The sequence below is a fragment of the Metabacillus sp. SLBN-84 genome, from assembly GCF_053629595.1.
Window position 1 is genome coordinate 3,738,170 of sequence record NZ_JBRJIP010000001.1, and the last position, 26,260, is coordinate 3,764,429.

The following is a 26,260-nucleotide window of genomic DNA, read 5'->3' on the forward strand; positions in this document are numbered from 1 at the left end:
CACAAGTGATGCCTGTTCCTAGTAAAATCTCGGAATAGCCTCCAGCCCTTCCCCCTGAAAAATATCATGGGATGCGAGACTTGATCCAAGGTCTTCTGTAAGACAAGCAAATTAATATGCAATTTATTTTATCTTGCAAGGGGATCGCTTTAGGTCAGGGGGAATTTCATTAATTGGCATTAGATTCTTACTGCATTTTTTCCGCTAGAGTTTTTATACGCTCAAGAGCTTTGGGAAACCTGATGTTAAATGTTTCTTCTTGTTCCTGTGGAATATCTATTTTAACTATTAATGTAGTAACTCCATTTTTTTCGGTAAGAGAATAACTCTCTTTTCCACCAGTCCACTCTTTTTCGCGCTCCTGCTGTCCACTTTCTTTTGTGTCTGCACCGTGCCTGAATAAAACAAATTCATTTGATGTAAGTTTCTCTATCAGACTTGTCACACCGTAACCATTTACAGATGATATAAACTGGATTTCATTTCCTTCTTTCAATACTCCTTTCATATATGTGCCTTCATCAATTATATTTGTCCAGTCACGTAATGTAATATCTCCCCAAAGAGTTGTCCAGACACTTTCTTTAGAGGCATTTATTTCGATTGAGAACTGAGTTTCTTTCATATTTTCCTCCTTCAAATAAATGGTTTTACAAATTATAAAGATTCCTTTATATAACATAAATCGTTTTGGCAACAAATTTGAGAAAACACCATAGTCTCGAACTTTTGAATATGGGCGACATTTACAGATGTTCTACTTCTTCACCCTTGACATCTCTTTGAGTATACATCGATCGATTATGAATGCTTGATAAATAAATTCATTCTTCTGTAATTAGGACACTATCCAAATAATACCACAGCAGCACATTGACTATATGAATTTAAAGCTAATATAGAGTAATATCGAAAAATATTATCTATTCTCTCACTAAAACGCACGGGGTTGCATAATTAATGATAACCAATCAGTAAATCCCTCTAACGAAAAAAAGCAAGAAACCCTCAAACCGGTTTCCTGCTTTTTAAACTTACTTCAATACAAACCTCACCACACACTCCACATGAGCCGTATGCGGAAACATATCCACAGGCTGAATATACTCAACCTTATACGCCTTCGAAAGTGTCTTTATATCTTTCGCCAGTGTCGACGGGTTACATGACACATAAATAAACTTCTTCGGTTTAACCTTCAATATCGCACCAAGCAGTTTTTCGTCGCAGCCTGTTCGCGGGGGATCGACGACGACGGCGTCTGGGCGCCAGCCTTCTCCGAGCCATTTTGGGAGCCAGTGTTCGGCTGTGCCTTTTACGTAGGTGGCGTTTTGGAAGCCGTGTTTTTTTGCGTTCTTTTTAGCGTCTTCGACGGAGTCGGCGATGGTGTCCATGCCTCTGATTTCTTTGGCGCCGTCTGCGAGCCACATGCCGATGGTGCCTACGCCGCAGTAAGCGTCGACGATTTTTTCTTTGCCGGTGAGCTGGGCGGCTTTTTTGACTTCGTCGTAGAGTTTGACGGTCTGGACGGGGTTGAGCTGGAAGAAGGCCCGTGCCGAGAGGTCAAATGTCAAATCTCCTAGCTGTTCCTGGATGACTTCTTCTCCATCTAAGTGGACGGTTTTTTCTCCGAAGATCAGGGATGTTTTTTCCCCGTTGATGTTTTGCATGATGGATTTAACTTCAGGGAGACGCTTGTTGATTTCGCTCACGATCAGGTCCTTGCGCGGCAGGTTTTCCTGCGCGGTGATGAGGACGATCTGGACTTGTCCGCTTTTGAAGCCGACTCTGCTGACGATGGTCCGGACGATGCCTTTGCGTTTGCGCTCATCGTAGATGGATACTTTCAGGTCCTGCAGAATTTGCTTGACGGTCTGTACCGCTTTGTTAGTTGCTTCGTGCTGCACAATGCAGTGATCAATGTTGACAAGGTGGTGGGAGTTTTTGCTGTACAGTCCCGCGATGACTTTCCCGTTTCTGAGTCCTGTCTGGAACTGGCTTTTGTTGCGGTAGTTCCACGGGTCCTCCATGCCGATCGTCTGTCTGATGTCGGTTTTACCGAGATCAAGTCCGGAAAAACGCTCCATCGCCTGAACCACAATGTCTCTTTTTTCATGCAGCTGTTTTTCATACGTTAGGTGCTGAAGCTGGCAGCCGCCGCATTCGTGATAGATCGGGCAAGGCGGGTCCACCCTGTGCGGGGACGCCTTCCTGATTTTCTTCACTTTGCCCTCGGCAAATTTGGCGCTGATGTTCGTTGCTTCCACGACGACTTCTTCATTTGGCAGAGCACCTGGTACAAATACGACCTGCTTTTTAAAATAGCCGACTCCTTCTCCGTTGATACCGAGTCTTTTTATGGTTAATGGAAAGGTTTGTCCCTTCTCCAGAGGCACACCTTTGTTCTTTTCGTTGGTCTTCATGTTTGACGCTCCATTTCTATTCAATGCTTCTCCATAAATACAGGGAAGCATAGCTTAAATAAGGGTCCCACTCCCTGCTCAGCTCCTGCATTTCTTCCAAGGTGGGCTTGCGGTCGAGTCCAAAATGCTTTTTCATCGCGTTTTGGATGCCGATGTCGGCAATAGGAAACAGGTTGGGCCGTCCAAGTCCGAACAGGAGCAGGTTCTGGACCGTCCATGGCCCCACTCCGCGGATTTTCACGAGCTCCTTCAGGATGTCCTCGTCCGGCTGATCCTTCAATTCTTCCAGGTTTATTTTGCCTTCTGCAATCAGCTTTGATGTATCGATGACATACTCTGATTTGCGCCCGCTGAACTGCAGCTCCCGCAGGTCGCTGTAGTCGAGTGCCGCCACTTTTTCAGGAAGCGGATAAAACCAGACTCCGTCCACCTGCTCGCCGAATGTATGGACGAACCGCTCTGTCAGTGTATGGGCGAACTTCAGGTTCAGCTGCTGGTGGATGATGCATTTCATCAGGCACTCATACAGGCCAAATTCCAGCACGAGCGGCGTGCCGTCGTGCTCCTGAAAAATACCGGCGATGTTTGAGGAATGAAAATGGGTCTGAACGTCAAGAAGGGACGTATCCCACTGAAAAATACGCATCGTCTCTTTCAGCGCAGCCTCACGGTTCCTGCTTCCGCTTACTAAAAACTCCGGTGCATCCTTCGTTCCAAGAGCCTTCACCTTTACAACAAACGGCTTTTTATCCCCGTCCCTCATCGGAATGGACACTTTACGTTCAGCCATCGTCACGTGATGCAGCGGATCCATGGATAAACGGTCAAGGACACGGTCAAAATCATATGGAGGATCTATTTTTACTCGCTCTTCCCACATTCGTTCTCAAACCCCTTATTTTTGATACTGACTATTATATCATGAAACGCCCGGGGAAAAGGGAAAACTCCCTGTGACCACTGTCAGAGGGAGAAAAAGTATGGCTGATGGAAGGTCCGGTCTATCATAAGATCGTCCAGGCTTTTGAAAATATAGCCTTGTTTGCGCAAATCCGTAATGGCTTTGTCAAGCGCCTCCGCATTGTCCTTTGAAACGGTGTGCAGCAGCAGAATCGATCCCGGATGAATCTGACTCATCATCTGATCATAGGAATATCTCCAGCCCTTTTGTGCATTCGTATGCCAGTCGACAAAAGCAAGCGACCAGAAAACCGGCTGGTACCCGAGCTCTTTCGATTTGGCCAGCACCCGCTCACTGAAAACGCCCCTTGGCGGACGGAGATACTGAATTCCCTGATAGCCTGTCAGCTTTTCCGTCTTTTCCTTAACGGAATCCAGCTCTTTTTTCAGTCTTTCGTCCGTTACTTTTGTGAGATCGGGATGGTGCCACGAGTGGTTTCCGACAATATGCCCTTCATCTGCCATGCGTTTTACAAGGTTTGGCTGGTCAAGAAGGTAGTGTCCCGTCACAAAGAATGCTGCGGGTACCTTTTGTTTTTTCAGGACATCCAAAACCCCTTCTGTGTAGCCATTTTCATAGCCATTGTCGAAGGTGAGGTAAATGTATTTTTGGCTTGGATCTCCCATAAAAAACGCATCATATTTCTCAAGCAGCTTTACTAGCGGCTCCCCGGGGTTTGCGGATTTATGGTTTCTGCTTTTTTCAAAGCCCCAGTTGATTGGCTGGTTGGAAACAGCTGCTGCTGGCTGAATGCCTGAAAGGAAAAACAGCAAAAAGCATGTTGCAAGTATCCAGTATTTCAACTTCTTCACTCCCCTGACATTGTTCTACTTATAGTGTCGGGAAGTGAGGGAATTACATACTGGGAATAATTATGTAATAAATGGAATACAAAAAGCCGGATTTCTCCGGCTTTTCCTTAAATGAATACTGGTTCTTTAAATTGTGACAATTTTTCAAGAGACGACTGGTCAACGTCAGCATGAAGGCTGTTCTCGTGGGAATCCATGGTCACAACAGCTGTAAATCCTTCTACCTTCAGGTGCCACATCGCTTCAGGAATCCCGAACTGCATAAGGTCAACGCCTTCAACTGATTTGATGCAGTCTGCATAGTACTGGGCAGCTCCGCCGATGGCATTGAGGTAAACGCCGCCGTGCTCATTCAGCGCTTTCAGTGTTTTCGGGCCCATGCCGCCTTTTCCGATGACAGCGCGGATGCCGAATTTTTTCATGATGTCGCCCTGATAAGGCTCTTCGCGGATGCTTGTTGTCGGTCCGGCTGCTTTTACATGCCAGTTTTCGTCCTCATCCTTCAGCATAACAGGTCCGCAGTGGTAAATGATCTGGCCGTTCAGATCTACTGGTGAATCGTTGGTTGAAAGGTACTTGTGGATGGCGTCGCGCCCTGTGTACATCATGCCGTTGATGCGGACAACATCTCCGACTCTCAGCTCGCGGATTTTTTCTTCTGTGATTGGCGCTTCAAGCACGACTTCACGCGGGCTTTCTGCCGGAGCCTCTGCAGGCTCGTCGTCCTGAAGATTAGGCATGTCGCCTTCCTGGTACAGCCAGTCCTGAATCGCTCCGCTGCCGGCATCAATCGTGACGCCTAAACGGCGGTATGCCCAACAGTTGTAAGCAACAGAAACGAAAAAGCTTGCTGGAATCCTGTTCATCACGCCGACTTTACAGCCGAGAAGTGTGGCTTCCCCGCCAAAGCCCATTGTGCCGATGCCGAGCTTGTTCGCTTTATCTACGATATATTCTTCGAGTCGCTGCAGATCCTGATTAGGATTCGTATCTTCCGCGCTTCTGAAAAGCTGATCCTTCGCAAGCTCGTAGCCTGAAGTCCGGTCTCCGCCGATGCCGACGCCGATGAAGCCTGCGCTGCAGCCCTGTCCCTGTGCCTGATACACGGAGTGAAGGATGCATTTGCGGATGCCGTCAAGGTCGCGTCCGGCTTTGCCAAGTCCGTCAAGCTCGCATGGCAGGCTGTACTGGATGTTTTTATTTTCACAGCCGCCGCCTTTTAAAATCAGGCGCGCGTCAATGTAGTCTTTTTCCCACTGCTCGAATTTGATGACAGGCGTGCCAAAGCCGAGGTTGTCCCCGCTGTTGTCGCCAGTCAGCGAGTCAACTGAATTCGGGCGCAGCTTTCCGTCCTTTGTCGCCTGTGCAATCGCACGATAGATGTCTTCTTTCATATTCAGCTGATTGGCTCCGACGGGAACCTTCAGTTTAAAAGTCGGCAGTCCTGTATCCTGGCAGATCGGAGATACGTTCTCGTCCGCCATTTTGATATTCTCGGATATTGTCGCAAGGGACATGGCAGCGCGTGTGCCTGCGTTTTCCTGCTGCTTGGCTCTTAAAATGGCGCGGCGCACATCCTTCGGAAGCTTCGTTGATGTTTCCACGATCAGTTCATACATGCTTTCATAAAAACGATCCATCCTGTTTCTCCCCTTATTGTCTATAGAATTCGGTCAATTTTATTCAATTTTTATTATACTCCTTTGTGATTTGGTTGGAAAGGCTTTCAGTCTAGAAATGCGGAGGCTCCCGTTTAGCCCTGACAGGCAGAAAAGAAATCACCGGAAAAGTCCGGGTTTGACTTTTTCGGGGATTTCGTTCTGACGGAAGGGTTGGGAGGCGGAGCTGGACACCTCGAAAAGCGGAGCAGCCCGTTTAGCTCCGGGAGTCAGATAAGGAAACGGCGGAAAAGGCGCTTTTTGCCTTTACCGACGATTCCGTTCTGACAGAGGAGCTGGGTTGCGGAGCTAGACACCACGAAATTACCCGTTCCTTTCCGCTCCAGGAACTTGCTTTCCGCGGGGAGCCCCGGGAGCCTCCTCGCTGCGCTTGCGGGGTCTCCCGTTCGCTCTATTTCCCGCAGGAGTCAAGTTCCTTCCGCTGCAATCCACTGGAGTTTCATTTAAAGACCAAAAACCGCCCGGCCAATGACCGGGCAGCTACTGCTAGTTCTGTTTTTTAGGGAGAATGTTAATCTCCAGGCTTTTCTTGATTTCAAGGTATTGATAGGAAATGGTCAGAGTTCCGCTTTTGTTTGTTTTGATTTTGCCGTTTTTCCATTCTGCAAGGTCCGGAGGTGAAAGCTCCATGAAGAGCTTGTCAGGGTCCATGGCAAATCGGTTGCCGTCTTTGTCGATGGCTGTTGCTGTCAGGCGGATGTTCTTTCCTTCTATGACTGTTTCGTTATTTGGGCTGAGTTCAACGTTGACAGGCTTGATTGTGTTCGGATCAACCACGGTCACTTTGATCGTGCTGCTTTTTCCTCCTGAAACTGCTGTAATGTTAGCTGTACCAGGCTTGAATGTCTGAATGGTTCCGTCCTGAAGCACTTTTACGGCTTTTTCATTATCAGAGGTCCAGACTGTGTTAACATCTTCGAACGTGCTCAGGTTGACGAGATAGTTTCCGTAGATTTCCCTGAAATCACCGAAAAGGTTGAGTGTGCGTTCTGCACCTGCTGCCATTTTCATTTCGCGCTGTTCATTGAGGGCGTCATCGACGATGGATACGTCCGTCAGCAATGGATTGAATTTGTAGTCCATTCCCGACTTCGTCACTTCGAGCACTCCGCTTCCAAGGATGTTTCCTTTGTCGTTGGAGACATATCCTTTGCTCGCGCCGTTGCCTGTAATCGTATAGTTGACGCCGTCTTTTTCCCATGACTGCAGGAGATGAAGGTGACCGAACAATACTTGAACGTTCACGCCGCTGTTTTTCTTTTTATAGGCTCCGAGAATGTCTTCGAATTGCTTGGCATCAGTTGGGTTCATTTCATGCTTCGTGCCGAAGTCATCTTTGGTCGTGTTGTGTGTCACGACAAGAACATTCTTCTTTTTATTTTCCTTAAGAAGCTTTTGAAGGTAATGGAACTGTGTAGAGTCTGATGCTGAAATACTCTGTCCAAACGCGCTGTTCAAGCTGATGATCAGCGTGTTTCCATATTCAAAATGATAGGTTGGCGATCCAATGATGTCTGAGTAGAAATCAATGTTCCCCTGGAACGATTCATGGTTTCCAGGCGTTGCGAAAAACGGTTTTTCTCCAAGCTGGGAAAGGTCGCTCATGGCTCTGTCCCATTCTGCCTGTGAAGAAGTATCCACGATGTCGCCGACATGCATCACAAAGTCTGTTTCTTCTTTTGCAGCCCGGTCAAACAGGCGTTTCGAGTACATAAACCCTTGTGTATCAGGCAGGACAGAGATGGCGAATTGATTGGCCTTTTCCGGCTGCTGAAGCTGTTTTGTATCAAATTCCTTCACAAATGGTGTCATGACATTTCCACTGTTGTCTTTTGCTTCGATGATAAAAGAATGCTGGCCGTCTTTAATCGGCTTTTCAGGAACGGCATATGCCCAGCCCGTTTTTTCGTCGTAATGGACAGGAGCAGGTTTGCCGTCAATTTTGACAGCGATGCTGTTTTTCTTCACGCCGCTTTTTTCATCTTTGAGTTTAAAGGTAATGCGCGGTTCTGCTGTTTTTTCAACTGTTTTGCCTGTTGGCGTCACATTTGAAAGAACCGGTTTTTCTGTATCATCGCTCAAGTCTACTTTTATCGTTTTATCGACGGATGGAACGGACACATTTCCGTTTGTGTCGCGTGCTGAAGCCGTCAGATGATAGGTGCCCTCTGTCAGGTTTTCAACTGCTGCTTCTACTTTTCCTGTTTCAGCATCATAGGTGTGCGGAAGCTTTTCGCCGTTTAGTTTTACTTCGATCGATTCAGCATCTACACCCGATTCTTCATCAACCAGAAGGGATGAAAATGCGATTTTGTTTTCATACACGGTATTTCCAGCAGGTGTGATCTCTTTGAATTCAGGACCGTTAAAGTCTTCTGTTTCGTTCGTGTAAATATATCTCATGTGATCGATATATACACTGCCGCTGTAGTCAGGGATGCTTTTGTTCGTTTCGACAAAATAGAGATAGTTGAATACGATCGGCAGCGCCCAGTCCTGCGGAAGCTCAACTTCAAGGTATTTCCAGCCTGTCCAGTCTACTTTTGGCGCAAGATCAAGCGTCTTGTTGACGCCGTTTGCTTTGAAAATCAGGCGTGCCCACGGAGCTTTTCCGTCGCCGTACACCCATACGCCGAATTTCTTCGGTCTGATGTCTGTTTTATAGGTTTCATACATGGAATCAGCGAGCTCGTCCGGCCATGCCCCAGATGCTGACTTGTTCCAATGTGGTATAACATTAATCGTGCCGTTGTATTTGCGTTCCCACTTTTTCGAATCGTAATCTACACGCAGGCTGCGCTCTCCGAATTTCGCTTCGTCCCCGGACAGCTGATGGGTGCCGCCCATGAAGCCTGATACTTCATAGCCTTCTTTTGGATACGTTTCATAGTCATCGATGACTTGTTCTTTCAGCCCTATTAATAACTCAATCTGCCTTTCAATGGAACCAAGCTTTGCCGTTACCGTTGTTCTTGTTCCCGCAGGTACATCTTCTCTTATTTGAATGGTGCCGTCTGCAGTGATTTCACCAAACTGGCTGTCAATCTCCCAGTCAATTGCATCTCCTGTGAGAATGACCTCTTTTCCGTCTTTCACTGCTTCAGCTTCCAGTTTCTTTTCCTCGCCTGGCTGGAGAATAACCGGTCCCTGATCGGCAAATTGGAAGTCATCCACCTGGTTGATGACCGTAATAGACGCCTGCCCGCTTACTCCGTTGATGACAGCTTCCACTTTATCTGTCCCTGCCTGAGCAGGAGCCTTGTACAGACCCGTTTTATCAATTGTGCCTTTTGAAGCTTTCCACTGGATGGAGCGGCTTGCTATCATGACAGGGTTGCCGTTGCTGTCTGTTGCTTTTACGCCGAACGGGAAAGCCGCATTTTTGAATATCGTTACATCTTTTTCGACGATGACTTCGCCAATTTCACCTGTTTTGGCAGAATGATTGACAAAGAGAAGGCCGTTAGTGATTGATCTTGACTGCCCGTCACTCGGGTGATTGGCTGTTTCAAGCGCGCTTTTTCCTTTCGGCTGAACGAGCATTTCTGTCGATCCTCCGCCGTCAAGGCCAAGAGCAGAGACTGCACCATGTTCTTCCATGATTTCAGCCATTTCGACCAGCGTTACGCCCTGACTTTTATCAAAAAGGGTGCTCGGTTTATCAATCGTCATCGTGATGACCTTTTGCTCTGCTGTAATTCCGATGGCGGTTCTGGCGCTCTTAAGGTTAACGTGGCTGCCGTATTTGGACAGGAGCTCGTCTTTTGTAAGGGCCTTTCCGTCCTTAACAAGCCAGTTGTAGCCGCCTGTAGCCTCTGTAATATCATTTTTGAGGACTCTGTTCTCCCCCGTGAAAAGATCAAACTGGAAGGAAATGTCCATGCCTTCTTTTAATTCATTCCGGATCATTTCTGCTTTTGACCCGAATCCGGCAATGATGACACTGTCTGATGGAATATCAATGCTCTCATAAGCAGGGTAGATCTTTTCGATTTTTCCTGTGTAAGCCTGTCCTCCTTTGATGGCAGAAGCGTCCTTTACCTCTTTTACGACGGCCATGGCTCCATTTTTAATGAAATTCTCATTGCGGTCATCGAAGGTAAGGACTCCCTTCTGGTTTAACTTTGGTGTGAAAATGCCAAGCTTTTCTCCCGCGTTTTCATTGCGGTTCAGTGTATCAACCTTTACATTTTTGCCGCTGTAGGTCAGCGAGCCTCTCATTTCAACTTCTCCGATAAAAGGTTTCTTGTTTTGGTCAATCGCAAAAACAGGATGAAGAGCAACGCCTGAAGGATAGCTGTGATTGATAAGAAGATTGCGGTTTTGAACCTGGAGCGTCATATTGATGCCTGTCTGCATATTGAACATATCCGCATTCACGCCTGCAACAATGTCTTTCCCCTTGAATTCTTCTCGGGCAGCCTGTGACGGCAGAGTTTCTGCAGCAACAACTCGTTCAAGTGCTTTGGATGTGACAACTGATACATTCGGATTCGAAAGATCTGCCTCGAGAACGTTCACTCTCTGGCTGTTACCCGCTGTTCCCCCGAAATTCTCGATTTGCTTTTCAGTGTGTGTAATGCCTGAAGAAATCTGCTCCGCTTTTAACACTGTGCTTTTCTCTGACTGCACGGTTTCTTCTCCAAGAACAGAAACCGGCTGAATCAGCAGCGTGCAGGCCATCAGCATGACGGCAAGCTTGTTTTTCCCTTTCATCTTGCACCTCCGGATAGTAGTATGTACTCTTCTATTCTAGAAGGTAATTGTTGATAGGATTTGGTATTTTTTTTAATGCTTGTAAATTTTTTAGGGCTAAAAGTACCGGTGAGTGTGGATTTAGTGTAAAGGAGTGAGGTATGGACTAGATAAAATAGAAGAAAATTACATTTGATTCAGGTCTTTGGGTTGGCAAAGGATGGAGGCTGTTTTGTTTTTTGTTTCTATGGTACCTTTTTTGCAATCTGCACCCGTTTCTTTCCTGCGGGTAGAGAGGAACAATCCCACTGGTTTTTCTTTTGGTTGATGGTTCTTATCGGGAAGAATAGAACCATCAACAGGGGATTTCGTACGGTTGGTGGTACTTATCAGAGAGAACGGAACCATCAACAGTGGATTTCGTTTGGTTGGTGGTACTTATCGGAGAGTATGGAACCATCAACAGAGCATTTTGTTTGGTTGGTGGTTCTTATCGGGGAGAACGGAACCATCAACAGAGCATTTTGTTTGGTTGGTGGTACTTATCGGGGAGAACGGAACCATCAACAGAGGATTTCGTTTGGTTGATGGTACTTATCCCGTAGAACGGAACCATCAGCAGAGGATTTCGTTTGGTTGGTAGTACTTATCGGAGAGAATGAAACCATCAACAGAGGATTCTGTTTGGTTGATGGTACTTATCGGGGAGAATGGAAGCATCAACAGAGAATTTCGTTTGGTTGATGGCACTTATCGGGGAGAATGGATCCATCAACAGAGGATTTCGTTTGGTTGATGGTACTTATCCCGTAGAACGGAACCATCAACAGTGGATTGCGCTTGGTTGATGGTACTTATCGGAGAGAATGGAACCATCAACAACGGATTTCGTTTGGTTGGTGGTACTTATCGGAGAGAATGGAACCATCAACAGAGGATTTCGTTTGGTTGATGGTACTTATTCCGTAGAACGGAACCATCAACAGAGGATTTCGTTTGGTTGATGGTACTTATTCCGTAGAACGGAACCATCAACAGAGGATTTCGTTTGGTTGATGGTACTTATTCCGTAGAACGGAACCATCAACAGAGGATTTCCGCTTTCTGAAGGGCACAATCCAAACGTTTTCGTGCCTGCATCCCGCAGGAATCAAGTTCCTTCCGCTGCAACACTGGAGTTTTTAAGCCAAAAAAAGAACACCCTCATCAGGTGCTCTCACGTCATCTATTCTTTGTTCCAGTCTTTTTTAAACTGCTCCTGCTTGATTTCAAGTTCGTCCAGCATGTTTATTAAACGGTCGATATCTTCAAGGTCGGTTGATTCGGGATCCATTGAATCAATCACATTCATGAACATATTCAGCCGTGATTTTAAATATTGTAGTTGTGAGTCTTTATCATGAACGGCGTTGCCCAAGATGTATCTCTCCTTTCACTGTTACAGTTATCGTAGCTTATTCAAGGAACTTTGACAACCGCCCCTGAGCGCGAGGTGTTCCAAACTGACAGGTTCATGTTAGAATGTTCTTTATGTGAACTTGAAAAAGGAGTTTTATGAATGAATGCATCAGCTGTGAATCTGCTGCCTATCACCCCTTCTCATGATCCATGGGAAGCTTATTTAGATGTAAAACAGTATGGAAAAATGACCCTTACGAATGTGGAGTTTACAACGACGACACTTTGCAATATGCGGTGTGAGCATTGCGCCGTAGGGTACACCCTTTCTCCAAAGGATCCCCAGGCACTTCCGCTCGATCTGATATTGAAACGGCTTGAAGAGGTTGAGACGCTCCGCTCCATCAGTATTACAGGCGGAGAGCCGATGCTATCCAGAAAATCCGTTGACCAGTATGTGCTTCCTCTATTAAAGTATGCCCGGGAACGCGGGGTGCGTACGCAAATAAATTCGAATTTGACGCTTGATCTTGCCAGGTATGAAAAGATTGCCCCGTACCTTGATGTGCTGCATATCTCCCATAACTGGGGAACACTCGATGATTTTGCCGAAGGCGGCTTTGCGATGATGGAGAAAAAACCGTCTTACGCTCAGCGCACGGCGTATTTTGACCGAATTGTAGAAAACAGCCGGGCGCTTGTTGATGCCGGCATCATGGTCTCGGCGGAAACGATGCTGAACAAGCGAACGCTTCCTCATATTGAAAAGATACACAAGCAGATTACAGAGGATATGAAGTGCCAGCGGCATGAGGTACACCCTATGTACCCATCTGACTTTGCGAGCACGCTCGAAACGCTGACTCTCGAAGAAACGAGAGCTGCCATTCATCACCTGCTCGATATTCGGAACGAGGATGTCTGGATGCTGTTCGGCACACTGCCGTTTTACGCGTGCAGCACAAATGTTGAGGATACAGAGCTGATTAAAAGGCTTCGCGCCTCCAAAAATGTGACCGTGAGGAATGATCCCGACGGCCGTTCTAGACTGAATGTCAACATTTTCAATGGCGACATTATCGTAACGGATTTCGGCGATACGCCTGAGCTTGGGAACATTCAGCGCGACACCCTCCAGTCGGCCTATGACCGCTGGAATGACACAGAGCTTGCGCGCGGCCTGAACTGCCACTGTCCTGCCGTATCCTGCCTTGGCCCGAACCTGCTTGTGAAAAACGCCTATTACCCTGATGTGGATTTTCAGTCCGGAAAATCCGTGATCTAAACTCAAAAAGCGAGCCATTTGGCTCGCTTTTTATCGTGGCTGTTCAGAAACGGTAAAACCGAAGGAAGCGTGATCCTGTACAGGAATCCAGGCTCCAATTCCCTGTGAGGTTACGTTTTGGACAACGATTTTGCGCTTGTTGCCTTTCAGCACCAAGTACACTTCGCCGTAAGTCACCTTGCCTTTTTCGCTGACGGCAGGTGCGTAGGCATTCAAATAGCCAAGGCGCTTAACCGGGACATTATAGACCTGGTCTTTCTTTGAGCCTGTCCCAATGATGGTTTGAAAAGACAATGGAAGATTTGTTTTCTTCATCGCTTTGAGCAGCATCATTTTTTTCACGTCTTCCTCGTTCGGGATCCGCGCTGTCAGTCCGCCTTTGACCTGCTTTTGAGACTCCTGCTTGTAATGAATCTGAACGGCCGCTTTTCCGCCCCGGTTGTCAAAAAAGTTCGTGTTGATCTTTTGATATTCCCAGTTTACCGCGGTTTCGGACGACTCATAGTTCAGTGCCCACTGACCAAGAAAAATCGTTGCTCTGTAGCCGATTGCAAGTTTATTGTCCGGAATCGATGATTCGTTTAAAAGACGAATCAGATTAGGATTTTCGATCGCTATTTTTGATGTATCGATTAACCCCTGTGTAAACTCGCTCGGCTGCAGATACGGAAGATCCTGAGTGGGATTCGGATACGTGTTTTCTTTTGAAATATCCAAAACCGAACTTGGTATCTTTGCTTTCGGTGCTGCAGACACAGAGCCTGAAAAACTGATTGATAAGAGCAAAGCCATTGAAACGAGCATCCATTTTCTCATTTCCTAAACCCCTTTCGGTTGCTTTCCCCTTATTGTTTTCAAGCCCTTATGTCTTTATCCAAACTTTCATTACGTTTTTGCGATCCACTTTCCAAGCACCGCATGTACCCTTGGATTGCAGAGCTGAATAAGCGGTCCAATCGCAAATGTGATTATGATGGTGCCAAGGCCGATCGGTCCTGCGAATAGGAGCGCAAGCAGCAAAGCGCCTACTTCACCGATCGTTTTTGCGGCCATCAGGCTGAGACCAAACTTCTCATGAAGCGTGAGCATTAGCTGGTCGATCGGATTTGCCGGAAAGTTTGTTTGAAGGTAGATGGAGACTCCGATCGCGATCAGGAAGATTCCTGAAAGGAGGATTCCCGCTCTGCCTGCAAAGCTCTGTATCTCAAATTCCTGAAAAACGCGCAGCATCCAGAAATCGACGAAAAAGCCGATCAGCAAAATAGTCATCACACCGAGCACTTTCGGCGCCTCGCGCATAATCAGCGCATTAAGGACGATAATCAGTATCCCGACGATAAAAATCCAGCTTCCGACCGTCAGGCCAATTTGATCTGTCAGCCCTACATTCAGCGCATCCCAGGCGCCGGCGCCAAGGTTTGCTTTAATCGTTAATGTCACCCCAAAGGCCAGAATAAAAAGACCGGCCGTAAAAAAAATCAACCGAAAAATCATGCTCCCCCAACTCCTTCATGTTCTATATGTATGTCCAGGCGGTCATTCTAAATAACTGAATATTTACAAAGTTTAAACTATATGTTACCTTAGAGGTAATCGTTACAAATTGTTTCGTCCTACACATAAAAGACTCTGTGCCGCCTGCACAGAGTCTCTTTTTTTACAGAAGATAAAACCCGATGCCCATAATCAGGTAAGCTGCAAGCAGCGTCGCCCCTTCAAACCAGTTCGTATCACCGTCATTGGTGATGGATATCGTCAGAAGTACAGCTGTAATCATGGAGATCAGTTCCGGCACTGTAAAAACAAGAGGCATTTTCTTTGTAAACAGCAGCGAGATCAGGACGAGAACAGGCGCCACGAACATGGCCACCTGAAGCGTTGACCCGACGGCGATTTCGACTGCAACATTCATTTTATTTTTATAAGCCATAATGATCGCAGAAGCATGCTCTGCAGCATTTCCGACGATGGCTACGATGATGACCCCGATGAACAATTCGCTCCAGCCGAATCTCTCTCCCACTGCTTCAAATGTATGTACGAGGCTTTCAGATACATAGGCAACAGCAGCGGTTGCAAGCAGGAGAATCAGCAGCGCCTTTTTGGCCGACCATTCCGCTTCTTCGTCGTGTCCGGCTTCATCCGTCTCATGCTTGTAAACACCACGGTGGGTCACAAGCTTAAAGAACAGCGCAGCGAGATATAAAAGAATTAAAATGACGGATATTCCCACACTCAAGTTTAACGTCTTTGTCTCATCCATGTCCATCGAAAAAATCTCCGGAATGACAAAAGCGACAATCACTGCAAAGATCAGCAGCCCTGAATTATGCCTCGCATCATAGACGCTGAATTCCTGCCGTTTGTATTTTAATCCCCCTACAAAAAAAGAAAGACCAGCGACAAGCAGCAGGTTCCCAAGTACTGATCCAGTAAGGGATGCCAGCACAACCCCGATTAAACCAGCTTTTAAGGCGAAAATCGAAATGATCAGCTCAACGGCATTTCCAAACGTAGCGTTCAAAAGACCGCCGACTCTCGGCCCCGCTACAACAGCAAGGCTCTCCGTTGCCCGCCCCATATAGCCTGCAAGAGCAATAATGGTCAGGCAGTATACGGCAAACATGATGACTTCAGGCCAGTGCAGCAGCCGTCCAATAACCGAAAGCGGCACACCGGCCACAACGACGATAAAAAAGATTCGATTCACTTATTTCCCACCCTTCTTTGTCTTATTCTTCCTCTATTCGGCAAAAAAATAAGCCGGTCTCTTTTTCGCGTATGAAACCGGTAAATTGATGCAGATTAATGATAGATATGAAAGGAGTGGATAGTTATGAGCGATTCAAAACAAAGAGTCATTCAAATGCTCAAAGACCATAAAATCGGAACACTTGCGACCATTCGCGAGAACAAGCCATTCTCGAGATTTATGCTGTTTTTCCACGAAGATTTGACGTTGTACACGGCAACCAATAAAGAAACGCACAAAGCAGATGACATTGAAAGCAATCCGAATGTCCATGTTCTCTTGGGGCTTGAAGGCAGCGGATGGAACAATGAATACGCAGAGGTTGAGGGAACAGCATCTTTTGAAGAATCTGCCGAGCTAAAAAAGAAATTCTGGCAGGAGGATTTGAAAGAGTGGATTTCCGGTCCGGATGACCCGAATTATGTGCTGCTGAAGATTCAGCCTTCTTCGATCCGGTATTACCAAAAGGCAGGAAGCGAGCCTGAAGTCATCAAAATGTAAGCAAAAAGACCGTGCATGCGCACGGTCTTAGTTTTTGATTTCAAATGTTTCGGTGATCTCAATACTTCCCTCAACGGAACGCACCATCGGGCAATTTTTTCTTGCAAGTTTCACGACCCCATCCACTTTTTCTTCTTTTAAATCATTTCCTTTGATGACGTAATGAATGGCAATGCTCTCAATGCGGTTTGCTTCCTCTTCGTTTCGTTTCACGGATGCCTGAATCGTGATATCCTCTACCTCAAGCCTTTTCTTCTCAAGAATTCCGCGAAGAACACCTCCGCTGCAGACAGCAATCGATGAGACCATCAGCTGATACGGACGGAACCCGTATTCTTCATTCCCTGCAACATGCAGTTCCCCGTATTCAAATTCAGCAGAAAAGCCTACTTCCCTCATTTTAAATTCCATTTGAATCATCCTCTCTTTTTTGCCATCATACTGAATTTTCTCGGGAGGAAAAAGAAATGTGCTTGTCTGCATGGAAAGATGCGTGTAACATTCAGGATGGAAAATCAAGTTAGGAGTCAACCTCATGTCAAAATTCAAATTTGCGATTTTAGTCAGCATTGTTGCCATCTCAGGCTTTTCTCAAGGAATGCTGCTGCCACTGATTGCCGTTATTTTTGAAAAAGAAGGATACTCTTCTTCTGTAAACGGTCTTCATGCGACAGGACTTTATATAGGGGTGCTGCTTGCGTCCCCTTTCATGGAAGGCCCGCTGAAAAAATTCGGCTTTAAGTCGCTGATCCTTGTCGGCGGACTCATGGTGGCGCTGAGCCTGTTCGGCTTTTTGTGGTTTCAGTCTTTCTGGTTCTGGTTTTTACTGAAGCTTTTGATTGGCGTTGGAGACCACATGCTCCATTTCTCCACTCAGACATGGATTACATCGATTTCATCCGAAGAACGGAGAGGTCGGAACATTTCGCTCTACGGTCTTTTTTTCGGACTTGGATTTGCGGCCGGACCGCTGATGGTCCCTCTTGCAGAAATCAATACGTCCCTGCCGTTTATCGTATCAGGCAGCATCAGTCTGATTGCCTGGGCATTCGTCTTTTTCCTGAGAAACGACTTTCCTGAGCATGATACAGGCTCAACCTCTTTCTTTGGAACAGCTAAACGATTTGCTAAAGCATCGCGCCTTGCCTGGGTTGCCTTCCTGCCGACCTTCGGGTACGGATTTCTTGAAGCTTCGCTGAACGGCAACTATCCTGTTTATGCTCTAAGAACTGGCATTGATGTCGCATCTGTATCCATTATCCTGACGTCATTCGCCGTCGGCGCCATTCTTTTTCAGCTTCCGCTTGGCATGATCAGCGACCGGTATGGCAGAAGAAACACTCTTTTATTTGTCATGCTGTCCGGCTTCGCTGCATTTATGGCGGCAAGCTTTGCGGAAAGCCTTGTTCCGCTCATGATCTGCTTTTTCACTGCAGGCATGATGGTCGGATCGACATTTTCTCTAGGCATCAGTTTTATGGCTGACCTTCTGCCTAAAAACCTTTTGCCTGCGGGCAATCTGCTCTGCGGAATTTTCTTCAGCATCGGCAGCATATCCGGCCCTTTCCTAGGCGGGCTCTACATTGAAACCGTGGATTCAGCCAATTTCCTGCACGTCGTCAGCTTTATCCTGCTGCTTATTTTCATAACGCTCGCCTTTTACAGGCAGAAGAAGTTTGAACCGGTGAACATAAACTCATAATGACAGCCGCCAATTTTAAAAAATTGGCGGTTTTTTTAAAATATAGGTTGAACATTTTGAATTGTCTGTTATATAATAGCATTAACAAATACAAACTGTATCATAACAAACAAAAACAGGAGGATGAGTGAAATGAAAAGACAGGAACGCAAAAATATGATCGAGTTTATCGCTAAAATGAAGGATATCGAGTCAGAAACGCTTATGTACATGACAGATGAGGACATTGAGCATATCTATACATCGGCTTATCATTCTTATATTCAATGGTCTGAATAACGAATAATGGCAACGCAGCTGTTTACTTGCCGTTTCACATCGTTTACTTGAAAAACTCATGTAAACACTTGCCACTATCATCAAGTACTAGAATTCATCCATTTTAAGGGAATAAAACACATCAAAAAAGCAAACCGCCCCATGCGGTTTGCTTTTTTATGTTAATGGTAGCCGTTCTGCCCGTTGGCACTTCCGCTTGTCTTGTTCTGCGGCTTGCTTTTCGAGCTCTGTTTTGTGTGGCTTCCGCCCTTTTTCGTATGCTTTGTCATGATTGGTCACCATCCCGGCTGTAGTTTGAAGACCTGGGTCTTCTCCATTACTGTCTCACTGACAGCCGGTGAGTATGAGTCACAATCACTGGAAAGCTACGTTTGTTTTTTCCGCGAATAAAGAACGGCATTCAGCTCACCGCCGAGCATAATGATCATGCCGGACAGGTAAAACCAGATCATCAAGACGATGATTCCCCCGAGGCTTCCGTAAGCGGCGCTGTAGTTTCCGAAGCTTGATACATAATAAGAGAAAGCAAACGAGACCACAGCCCATCCAACTGTTGCAAACACAGCACCCGGAAAAACATCCTTAATATGCAGCCTCTTGTTCGGGGCAAAAAAGTACAGGGCAGTAAACACGATGAACAGAATGACGGCACTCACAAGCCATCTTGCCATGTTCCAAAACGCCAGAAAGGCATCTGACAGACCGAACACGGAAAAGAGAAAAACACCTAATTCTTTTCCGAAAACAGGCAGTAAAAGTGCAACAAGAATGACAAACACCATCGCGATCGTTAAAAGAATTGCCATCCCCCGTGCCACGATGAATGACCTGCTTTCTTCTACTTCATAAGCACGGTTGAATGCGCGGACAATGGCATTGATTCCGTTTGACGCCGACCAAAGAGTGGCCAGGATCCCAAAGGAGAGCAATCCCCCGCTAGATCCAGCCACGATTTCAGTCAGAGTCCTCTCAATCAGCTTGATTGATTCCCCCGGTGCATACTGCGCGAGGAAATTCAGCAGATCATCCTGGGACAGAGGCAAAAAAGCAATCAATGTAATTAAAAAGATTAAAAACGGAAAGAGAGACAGCAGAAAAAAGTACGCAAGCTCTGCTGAGAGGCCGATCAGCTCGTCTTTTGAAAAACGCCTGATCAGACTTCTGATGATGGATTCGTTCACATGCTGCACGCTCCTCCGCTTATTTATCCGTCAGAAACCTTTCTTTTGTTTCTTCAATCATTTGGAGTACCTGCGGAGTTGTTTCCTTCAGTTCATTGATTTTTTCATTAATAAAATCAATATCGTCTTTCGCTTCCTGCACAACGGCCCTCGCCTTGTCAATCTGCTCTTTAATCTCTTCAGTCAGGAGCGACGGGTTTTCAATGTAGACAGCTGTTTTATCCTTCAGCGCGATTCCCTGCCGGACAAACTGATCTCTTGTGGGCTTGTGCAAGAGAGTAATGGCTCCTCCGATTGCTGCACCTGCAAAAACACCTTTTAAAAACAAACTGTTCGATTCACTCATCAATATCCCCCGCTTCTTTTAAATGATGATCTTCCATAATCCGGTCTAACAAAAGCCTGCAGCCGTTATAAACCATGTCATACACCTCTTCAAAATTATCGGTGTAATACGGATCCGGCACATCCGCAATATCCGAATCCGGCACAAAATCCATCAGCCGGCCGACGTATCCTGTCTTAGAATAACCGGCAAGCCTTCTGAGAAAACCCAGATTTTCATTATCCATCGCGATAATATAATCGCTTTCCGTCAAGTCCGCCATTGAAACCTGTCTTGCAGCGATTCCTTCAAAGCTGATCTGATTTTCTTCAAGCATACGCCTTGTGCCTTCGTGAGGCCCCTTCCCGATGTGCCAGTTTCCTGTGCCTGCGGAATCAGCGGAAATAAGCCCACTCAAGCCTTCCTTTTCGATTAAATGTCTCATGATGCCTTCTGCCATCGGCGAACGGCATATATTCCCTAAACAAACAAATACTACTTTAATCATCAATATCCTCCCGGGTGATGTCCATAAACCGCACGTTATTTTATATGTATGAGTGTACATGCCGCCTTTATGGTACTTTTCTCTATTCTTTCATAAGTGATTCAAGAATAAGCATCTTTCATCCATATAAAACATGTTACAATAAATCATACTTACACTGGCAAGCTGAAAGGATGAATCCATTTGAATAATCTGTCTGAAAAATCGGTTGAAAACGTAGAATTTATGATTGAGCAAATTAAAGAAAAGCTTCGCGTCATCAATATCGGCGCCATCAAGCCTTCTCATTTTGACGAGGAAATGTACGAAGAACTGAAAGACATTTATGATCATGTCATGAAAAAGAACACGTTCTCGCCGAATGAAATGCAGGCGATCGTTGAAGAGCTCGGCAACCTCCGCAAAGTATAAGCTTCTGCGAAGAAAAAGATTCTAAAGCCAGTCCCCTTTTGCATATATGTGTAAAAAGGGGGCTGGAATCATGGCTGCAATGTGGTGGCTTGCAACAATCATGCTGTTTTTATTATTGGTCGTCTGTATCATTTTTGTCATAGTAGCATTAAAATCGGCCATTCATACAGAGGACGCCGTTACGATTGATCCTCTTCCTGACGCTGGGGATTCAGAAGAAACTCCTCCTGAAAAAGAAGAATCTGAAGACAAGAAATAACCCGGTGCGTTTTTTACGCCCGGGCTGTTTTTTTTATTATTTTAAAAGGTTCAGCGATTCACGTGTGAATGCCGGCAGATCATCCGGTGTACGGCTTGTGACAAGCTGATTGCCGCATACGACAACCTCTTTGTCATGGAAGTTCGCACCTGCATTTTTCAAATCAACGGCAATGGATGTGTAGCCTGTTGCATCACGTCCGTTCAGCGTCTCAGCTGTAATGAGAAGCTGCGGGCCGTGGCAGATGGCAAACACAGGTTTTTTCTCATCCATGAATGCTTTGGCGAACGTTACAAATTTATCGTCTGCACGGAGGATATCCGGTGAGAAACCTCCTGGAATGAACAGTGCATCAAAATCTTCCGGTTTTACATCATCAATGGACGCATCCACCTTAACAGATTCCTGTCCCTGTTTTCCCTTCACTGTTTTACCTTTTTCATTTTCAATAACTGTCAGCGTATGTCCTGCTTCCTTGAATGCTTTTGCAGGATCTGTGTATTCAGAGTCCTCAAAATGATCGGTCATAACTACTGCGATTTTTTTACTCATCGTTTAGAACCCTCCTATTTGATTGACAGTGTATAAATTACCCTTTTACTAAAAAAATAAAACACACGATGCTTTTGTCGATTGATGGATGGAGCAGATTCCTTTCCGCTTCTAAGACTAATGACCTGCCTTCTTTTAAAAAACACAGTCATCCCCTCTTAAAACAGGGCCATCCTCCTGCAAAACTCTTCCATTTTTAAATCTTTTGTTCTCCTATTATTTACGTTAATTTAACAATATTAGACAAAATACTCATAGCTTTATAGACAGATTATTTATAAAATTTAACTGTTGCGAAAATTTCCGAAAGGTGGATGTTTGTGAAAAGTAAACCGAATACAGTCAGTAAGAAATTCCTGCACTCATTTGCTGCTTCTCTCGTTTTTTTAAGTATTCTTCCCTTCTCTGCCCCAAAAGCTTCAGCCGAGGTGACGGCGGCAGTCGATCTTCGCCTGATTGAAACAACCGATATTCACGCTCACATCATGGATTATGACTATTATTCGGATAAAGAAACCGCTTCATACGGGCTCGCCAGAACAGCTGTCCTGATTGATCAGTACAGAAGCTCTGCCAAAAACAGCATCCTTGTCGATAACGGAGATCTGATCCAGGGAAATCCGCTCGGAGAATATGTTTTCAAAAATCTTGGCGCAGAGATTGCGGCCGGCACGAAAACAAACCCGATATTCGATGCGCTCGGCACGCTTGACTACGATGCGGGCACACTTGGAAACCATGAATTCAACTACGGTCTTGAGTATCTGAAAGGATCGCTTAAGAATACGAATTTTCCTGTCGTAAGCGCGAACGTTTACGATGCTGCAACAAACGAGCCGTACTTTAAGCAGTACGATATTCAGGAAAAAGAACTGATCGATGCAAACGGCAATAAACATCTTGTCAAAATTGGCTACACAGGCTTTGTTCCGCCGCAAATAAACGTTTGGGACAAAAAGCATCTTGAGGGAAAAGTAGTGACAAAGGATATTGTCGAAACGGCAAACAAAGTCATTCCTGAAATGAAAGCCCAGGGCGCTGACCTGATTGTCGTCATGGCTCACTCCGGGATTGAAACAGCTTCAAGTTCTGCAGGCTCTGAAAACATGGTTTTCGACCTGGCTAAAGAAGTGAAAGACATTGACGCCATCGTATCAGGCCATCAGCACGGCATCTTCCCCGGCGACAAAAAATATGACGGCATCGCTTCTATCGATAATGTAAAAGGAACAGTAAACGGCGTGCCTGTTGTCATGCCTAAAAACTGGGGCAGTCATCTAGGGGTCATCGACCTGAAGCTGACCGAGCAAAACGGCGACTGGTCGGTAGCAGACTCACAGTCAAAGGCCGTGCCGATCACAACGGTCACAGCAAAAGATCAAACGATTGCCGCATCTATTAAAGATGTCCACGAAAAAACGCTTGAATACGTAAGAAAGCCGGTCGGAACAACAGAAGCCCCGATTAACAGCTTCTTTGCCCTTGTTCAGGACGACCCGTCTGTCCAAATCGTCAACGATGCCCAAATGTGGTATGCGAAAAAGGTTGCGGAGCAGAACCCGGCCCTTCAGAACCTGCCGATTCTCTCAGCAGCAGCACCGTTCAAATCAGGCGGCCGCAACGGCGTTGACTACTATACAAATATTGCAAAAGGAAGTCTCGCCATCAAGAACATCGGCGACCTTTACCTTTACGACAATACGGTACAAATCGTAAAGCTTAAAGGATCACAAGTAAAAGAATGGCTCGAAATGTCAGCCGGACAGTTCAACCAAATTGATTCTGCAAAAGAAGGCGAGCAGCCTCTTTTAGACACGAACTTCAGATCTTACAATTTTGATGTGATCGATGGTGTCACGTATCAGATTGATGTGACAAAGCCTGCTAAATACAATGCAGACGGAAAGATTGTCAATCCGGATTCAAGCAGAATCATCAACTTCAAATATGAAGGCAAAGACGTAAACCCAGAGCAGGAATTTTTAATTGTCACAAATAACTACCGCGCTTCAGGCGGAGGCGGGTTCCCGAACATGAAGGCTGAAAACATTGCCTACATTTCTGCAGACGAAAACCGCCAGGCTCTGATGAATTACATTTCGGAAGAAAAAACAATCAACCCTTCTGCTGACGGCAACTGGTCGATTGCACCTGTAGAAGGAAATGCACAGGCTGTATTCACTTCAACACCTGCTGCAAAAGACCTTGCTGAGCAAACACCGAATATCCGTTATGCGGGTGAAGCAGCCGACGGCTTTGCCAAATATACGATCGATTTAAAAGGCGGCACAACAGCTCCTCCAACAGACAGCTGGAAACTGACGGTCATGCATACAAATGATACGCACGCTCATCTTGACGATGTGGCGCGCCGCGTGACAAAGGTAAAAGAAGTCCGCGCTGCAGAAGAAAACAGCATCCTTCTTGACGCAGGCGATGTTTTCTCAGGAGATCTCTATTTTACAAGATGGAACGGCCTTGCCGACGTTGAGTTTATGAACATGATGCAGTACGATGCCATGACGTTCGGGAACCATGAGTTTGACAAAGGTCAGGATGCCTTAAGAGCATTTATTGAAAAAGCCAAATTCCCGATCGTCAGCTCGAACGTGGATGTAAGCAAGGAACCGAAATTAAGCGATTTGGTTAAATCGCCAAGCGACTATCCTTCAGTAAAAGAAAGCGCGATTTATCCTTACATCGTTCTTGATGTTAACGGTGAAAAAGTGGCTGTTTACGGCCTGACGACAGAGGATACGCCTGAAGCATCAAGCCCAGGCGAGAATATCGTTTTTAAAGACGCAGTGAAAACCTCTGAAGAAACAGTGAAAACAATTGAAGAAACCGAAAAGGTGGACAAGATTATTGCATTAACCCACCTCGGGTACCAGAAAGACCTTGAGCTTGCCGAAAAAGTAGAAGGCATTGACGTCATCATCGGCGGACACACGCATACCCTTGTGGATACGTTAAAAGTAGTTGATGAAGACCAAACGCCGACCATCGTTGCCCAGGTTCAGGATTATGGAAAATTCTTAGGAAAGCTTGATGTCGCGTTTAATGACGAGGGAGTTGTTCTCCCTGAAGAATCAGCGATCGAGCTGATTGCGATTGATGAAACAGTAGAAGAAGACCCGGAAGCAAAAGCTCTGCTTGACGGATACAAAGAAGAGATCAACAGCTTTAAAGATAAAGTTGTCGGACATACAAAAACGGTACTTGACGGAAAACGCGAAAATGTCCGTTCAAAAGAAACAAACCTTGGAAATCTCATTGCAGACGGCATGCTTGCTAAAGCAAAAGAAGCAAAAGGCGCACAGCTTGCCATCACAAACGGCGGAGGCATCCGTGAGTCCATTAACGAAGGCGACATCACTCTCGGCGAAGTTCTGACCGTGATGCCATTTGGAAATACACTGTTTGTCCTGGATGTAACAGGTGAACAAATTGTCGCTGCACTCGAACACGGCGTGAGCGCTGTTGAAGAAGGCAAAGGACAGTTCCCTCAAGTTGCAGGCGTAACTTTTGCTTTCTCTAAAGGAATGCCTGCTGGCGAACGCATTATGAATGTACAAGTTCAAAACGAAGACGGCTCTTACTCTCCTATTGAACTGAATAAAACGTACAGAGTCGCGACAAACGGCTTCATGGGAGCCGGCGGAGACGGATATGACGTCTTCAAGGAAGCAACTTATGCAGAGGATCTTTTCTTCGTAGACTACGAAGTCTTCCTTGAGCAGCTGGAAGAAAAAGAGTCCGTTAACCCTGAAATCGAAGGCCGCATTATGGAATACTTCACGCCGACAATTGAGGAAAAAGACGGTAAAGCGTTTGTGACGTTTGATGACACGTTTATTCCATACATCGAGCACACAAATGATGTGCTGATCGATCTTTTCGGCACCTCTGAATTTGCTTCAGTTGAAATGACATTTACTGCAGACCAAATGACCGCTCTGAAAGCAAAAGAGGAAAGCCTGTCCTTCAACAATGAGGCAATAGGTCTTGACATCCCGCTTTCAAATCTGGATGAGAAAGAAACCATCATTTCTTTCGCAAAAACAGAAAAAGTGGAAGATGCCCTGACAGACACATATGACTTCGCCATCACTCAGGACGGGAAAAACGTAAAGAAATTTAAAGAAGAAATCGGTATTGCTTTCTTTGTTGAAAATGCCGAGAATCCAAGAGTCTATTATGTAGACCGCAAAAAAGAAGAACTGACCGAGCTTGAAGGATCTTATGAAGACGGTGCAGTATTTGGCTATACAGACCACTTCAGCGAGTTTACGGTTCTTGAATCAGCTGATTCCGGCGAAAACCCAGGGGAAAAACCGGGGAACGGAAATAATCCTGGCAGCGGAGAAAACCCTGGAAAGGGCAATGGCGCTGATAAAGGAAACAACAACGGAAACGGCCTTCCTCATACAGCAACAAGTTCATTCAACATCCTTCTTACAGGTGTTGCAATCCTGATTGCAGGGAGTATATTTTACATTATTCAGCGCAGAAGGCTGAACAGCAAGTAATCGTCTGA

22 protein-coding genes are annotated in these 26,260 nt (G+C 45.9%); 7 read left to right on the plus strand and 15 right to left on the minus strand.

Annotation, left to right across the window (positions count from 1 at the left end; all coding sequences use genetic code 11):
* Positions 1-187: 187 nt before the first annotated feature.
* The 7 genes from RKD52_RS18895 to RKD52_RS18925 all read right to left on the minus strand — a co-directional run bounded on the left by RKD52_RS18895 (position 188) and on the right by RKD52_RS18925 (position 11,987).
* Entirely contained in the window at positions 188-625 is a 438-nt protein-coding gene (locus RKD52_RS18895; protein WP_369735791.1) for a hypothetical protein, read from the minus strand.
* A 409-nt stretch (positions 626-1,034) separates the two neighbouring features.
* Positions 1,035-2,423: a 23S rRNA (uracil(1939)-C(5))-methyltransferase RlmD gene (rlmD, locus tag RKD52_RS18900; RefSeq protein ID WP_454100917.1), complete on the minus strand. Its 1,389-nt coding sequence runs from the start codon at positions 2,421-2,423 to the stop codon at positions 1,035-1,037.
* Between the two features lie 16 nt (positions 2,424-2,439).
* Positions 2,440-3,303, minus strand: coding sequence for a DNA-3-methyladenine glycosylase family protein (locus tag RKD52_RS18905; protein WP_454100918.1), 864 nt, complete (start codon positions 3,301-3,303; stop codon positions 2,440-2,442).
* An 83-nt stretch (positions 3,304-3,386) separates the two neighbouring features.
* A complete protein-coding gene (pdaA, locus tag RKD52_RS18910) occupies positions 3,387-4,196 on the minus strand; it encodes a delta-lactam-biosynthetic de-N-acetylase (protein WP_454100919.1) in 810 nt (269 codons plus the stop codon).
* Between the two features lie 107 nt (positions 4,197-4,303).
* Entirely contained in the window at positions 4,304-5,836 is a 1,533-nt protein-coding gene (locus tag RKD52_RS18915) for a fumarate hydratase (protein WP_454100920.1), read from the minus strand.
* A 525-nt stretch (positions 5,837-6,361) separates the two neighbouring features.
* Positions 6,362-10,591, minus strand: coding sequence for a phosphodiester glycosidase family protein (locus RKD52_RS18920; protein ID WP_454100921.1), 4,230 nt, complete (start codon positions 10,589-10,591; stop codon positions 6,362-6,364).
* A gap of 1,204 nt (positions 10,592-11,795) precedes the next feature.
* Positions 11,796-11,987: an SE1561 family protein gene (locus RKD52_RS18925; protein ID WP_029285889.1), complete on the minus strand. Its 192-nt coding sequence runs from the start codon at positions 11,985-11,987 to the stop codon at positions 11,796-11,798.
* A 141-nt stretch (positions 11,988-12,128) separates the two neighbouring features.
* Between RKD52_RS18925 and yfkAB the strand changes: the two genes are divergently transcribed.
* Positions 12,129-13,253, plus strand: coding sequence for a radical SAM/CxCxxxxC motif protein YfkAB (gene yfkAB / locus RKD52_RS18930; RefSeq protein WP_454100922.1), 1,125 nt, complete (start codon positions 12,129-12,131; stop codon positions 13,251-13,253).
* 30 nt (positions 13,254-13,283) lie between these two features.
* Here the strand turns inward: yfkAB and RKD52_RS18935 are convergent, their stop codons facing one another.
* The 3 genes from RKD52_RS18935 to cax form a co-directional block, all read right to left on the minus strand.
* Positions 13,284-14,069 (minus strand): YfkD family protein, encoded by a 786-nt coding sequence (locus tag RKD52_RS18935; protein WP_454100923.1) that lies wholly within the window; start codon positions 14,067-14,069, stop codon positions 13,284-13,286.
* 69 nt (positions 14,070-14,138) lie between these two features.
* On the minus strand, positions 14,139-14,747 hold the full coding sequence (locus RKD52_RS18940; protein ID WP_454100924.1) for a YczE/YyaS/YitT family protein: 609 nt from the start codon (positions 14,745-14,747) through the stop codon (positions 14,139-14,141).
* A 163-nt stretch (positions 14,748-14,910) separates the two neighbouring features.
* Positions 14,911-15,963, minus strand: a complete 1,053-nt coding sequence (gene cax, locus RKD52_RS18945; protein ID WP_454100925.1) for a calcium/proton exchanger — start codon at positions 15,961-15,963, stop codon at positions 14,911-14,913.
* A gap of 126 nt (positions 15,964-16,089) precedes the next feature.
* Between cax and RKD52_RS18950 the strand changes: the two genes are divergently transcribed.
* A complete protein-coding gene (locus RKD52_RS18950) occupies positions 16,090-16,506 on the plus strand; it encodes a pyridoxamine 5'-phosphate oxidase family protein (protein WP_369735801.1) in 417 nt (138 codons plus the stop codon).
* A 27-nt stretch (positions 16,507-16,533) separates the two neighbouring features.
* Here the strand turns inward: RKD52_RS18950 and RKD52_RS18955 are convergent, their stop codons facing one another.
* Positions 16,534-16,917: an OsmC family protein gene (locus tag RKD52_RS18955; RefSeq protein WP_454100926.1), complete on the minus strand. Its 384-nt coding sequence runs from the start codon at positions 16,915-16,917 to the stop codon at positions 16,534-16,536.
* A gap of 124 nt (positions 16,918-17,041) precedes the next feature.
* Between RKD52_RS18955 and RKD52_RS18960 the strand changes: the two genes are divergently transcribed.
* A complete protein-coding gene (locus RKD52_RS18960) occupies positions 17,042-18,208 on the plus strand; it encodes an MFS transporter (RefSeq protein WP_454100927.1) in 1,167 nt (388 codons plus the stop codon).
* 132 nt (positions 18,209-18,340) lie between these two features.
* A complete protein-coding gene (locus tag RKD52_RS18965) occupies positions 18,341-18,487 on the plus strand; it encodes a BH0509 family protein (protein WP_035207669.1) in 147 nt (48 codons plus the stop codon).
* Between the two features lie 365 nt (positions 18,488-18,852).
* Here RKD52_RS18965 and RKD52_RS18970 read toward each other — a convergent pair whose 3' ends face one another.
* From RKD52_RS18970 to RKD52_RS18980, 3 genes are read right to left on the minus strand one after another with little or no spacing between them, the layout of a single operon-like run.
* Positions 18,853-19,677, minus strand: a complete 825-nt coding sequence (locus RKD52_RS18970; protein ID WP_454100928.1) for a YihY/virulence factor BrkB family protein — start codon at positions 19,675-19,677, stop codon at positions 18,853-18,855.
* A 10-nt stretch (positions 19,678-19,687) separates the two neighbouring features.
* Complete coding sequence (locus RKD52_RS18975; RefSeq protein WP_320154920.1) at positions 19,688-20,014, minus strand: YtxH domain-containing protein; 327 nt, start codon at positions 20,012-20,014, stop codon at positions 19,688-19,690.
* Positions 20,007-20,501 carry a low molecular weight protein-tyrosine-phosphatase gene (locus tag RKD52_RS18980; RefSeq protein ID WP_454100929.1) on the minus strand — a complete coding sequence of 165 codons (495 nt, stop codon included), beginning with the start codon at positions 20,499-20,501 and terminating at the stop codon, positions 20,007-20,009. The genes RKD52_RS18975 and RKD52_RS18980 overlap by 8 nt, the downstream gene beginning before the upstream one ends.
* Before the next feature lie 183 nt (positions 20,502-20,684).
* Between RKD52_RS18980 and RKD52_RS18985 the strand changes: the two genes are divergently transcribed.
* Both RKD52_RS18985 and RKD52_RS18990 read left to right on the plus strand, forming a co-directional pair.
* Positions 20,685-20,912 (plus strand): DUF1128 domain-containing protein, encoded by a 228-nt coding sequence (locus tag RKD52_RS18985; RefSeq protein WP_029285869.1) that lies wholly within the window; start codon positions 20,685-20,687, stop codon positions 20,910-20,912.
* A gap of 70 nt (positions 20,913-20,982) precedes the next feature.
* The gene (locus tag RKD52_RS18990; protein WP_454100930.1) at positions 20,983-21,171 is read left to right on the plus strand and encodes a hypothetical protein; all 189 of its coding nucleotides are present in this window, start codon (positions 20,983-20,985) and stop codon (positions 21,169-21,171) included.
* A gap of 36 nt (positions 21,172-21,207) precedes the next feature.
* Here the strand turns inward: RKD52_RS18990 and RKD52_RS18995 are convergent, their stop codons facing one another.
* A complete protein-coding gene (locus RKD52_RS18995) occupies positions 21,208-21,723 on the minus strand; it encodes a type 1 glutamine amidotransferase domain-containing protein (RefSeq protein WP_369735808.1) in 516 nt (171 codons plus the stop codon).
* A 314-nt stretch (positions 21,724-22,037) separates the two neighbouring features.
* Here RKD52_RS18995 and RKD52_RS19000 point away from each other — a divergent pair, with 314 nt between their 5' ends.
* The gene (locus tag RKD52_RS19000) at positions 22,038-26,252 is read left to right on the plus strand and encodes a bifunctional 2',3'-cyclic-nucleotide 2'-phosphodiesterase/3'-nucleotidase (RefSeq protein WP_454100931.1); all 4,215 of its coding nucleotides are present in this window, start codon (positions 22,038-22,040) and stop codon (positions 26,250-26,252) included.
* Positions 26,253-26,260: the final 8 nt, after the last annotated feature.

Excerpts from the sequence above, each read along its gene's own strand:
- RKD52_RS18895 (WP_369735791.1), bottom strand. The coding sequence starts at position 625 with ATGAAAGAAACTCAGTTCTCAATCGAAATAAATGCCTCTAAAGAAAGT.
- rlmD (WP_454100917.1), bottom strand. The coding sequence starts at position 2,423 with ATGAAGACCAACGAAAAGAACAAAGGTGTGCCTCTGGAGAAGGGACAA.
- RKD52_RS18905 (WP_454100918.1), bottom strand. The coding sequence starts at position 3,303 with ATGTGGGAAGAGCGAGTAAAAATAGATCCTCCATATGATTTTGACCGT.
- RKD52_RS18915 (WP_454100920.1), bottom strand. The coding sequence starts at position 5,836 with ATGGATCGTTTTTATGAAAGCATGTATGAACTGATCGTGGAAACATCA.
- RKD52_RS18920 (WP_454100921.1), bottom strand. The coding sequence starts at position 10,591 with ATGAAAGGGAAAAACAAGCTTGCCGTCATGCTGATGGCCTGCACGCTG.
- yfkAB (WP_454100922.1), top strand. The coding sequence starts at position 12,129 with ATGAATGCATCAGCTGTGAATCTGCTGCCTATCACCCCTTCTCATGAT.
- RKD52_RS18935 (WP_454100923.1), bottom strand. The coding sequence starts at position 14,069 with ATGAGAAAATGGATGCTCGTTTCAATGGCTTTGCTCTTATCAATCAGT.
- RKD52_RS18940 (WP_454100924.1), bottom strand. The coding sequence starts at position 14,747 with ATGATTTTTCGGTTGATTTTTTTTACGGCCGGTCTTTTTATTCTGGCC.
- RKD52_RS18950 (WP_369735801.1), top strand. The coding sequence starts at position 16,090 with ATGAGCGATTCAAAACAAAGAGTCATTCAAATGCTCAAAGACCATAAA.
- RKD52_RS18955 (WP_454100926.1), bottom strand. The coding sequence starts at position 16,917 with ATGGAATTTAAAATGAGGGAAGTAGGCTTTTCTGCTGAATTTGAATAC.
- RKD52_RS18960 (WP_454100927.1), top strand. The coding sequence starts at position 17,042 with ATGTCAAAATTCAAATTTGCGATTTTAGTCAGCATTGTTGCCATCTCA.
- RKD52_RS18965 (WP_035207669.1), top strand. The coding sequence starts at position 18,341 with ATGAAAAGACAGGAACGCAAAAATATGATCGAGTTTATCGCTAAAATG.
- RKD52_RS18975 (WP_320154920.1), bottom strand. The coding sequence starts at position 20,014 with ATGAGTGAATCGAACAGTTTGTTTTTAAAAGGTGTTTTTGCAGGTGCA.
- RKD52_RS18980 (WP_454100929.1), bottom strand. The coding sequence starts at position 20,501 with ATGATTAAAGTAGTATTTGTTTGTTTAGGGAATATATGCCGTTCGCCG.
- RKD52_RS18990 (WP_454100930.1), top strand. The coding sequence starts at position 20,983 with ATGGCTGCAATGTGGTGGCTTGCAACAATCATGCTGTTTTTATTATTG.
- RKD52_RS18995 (WP_369735808.1), bottom strand. The coding sequence starts at position 21,723 with ATGAGTAAAAAAATCGCAGTAGTTATGACCGATCATTTTGAGGACTCT.
- RKD52_RS19000 (WP_454100931.1), top strand. The coding sequence starts at position 22,038 with ATGTTTGTGAAAAGTAAACCGAATACAGTCAGTAAGAAATTCCTGCAC.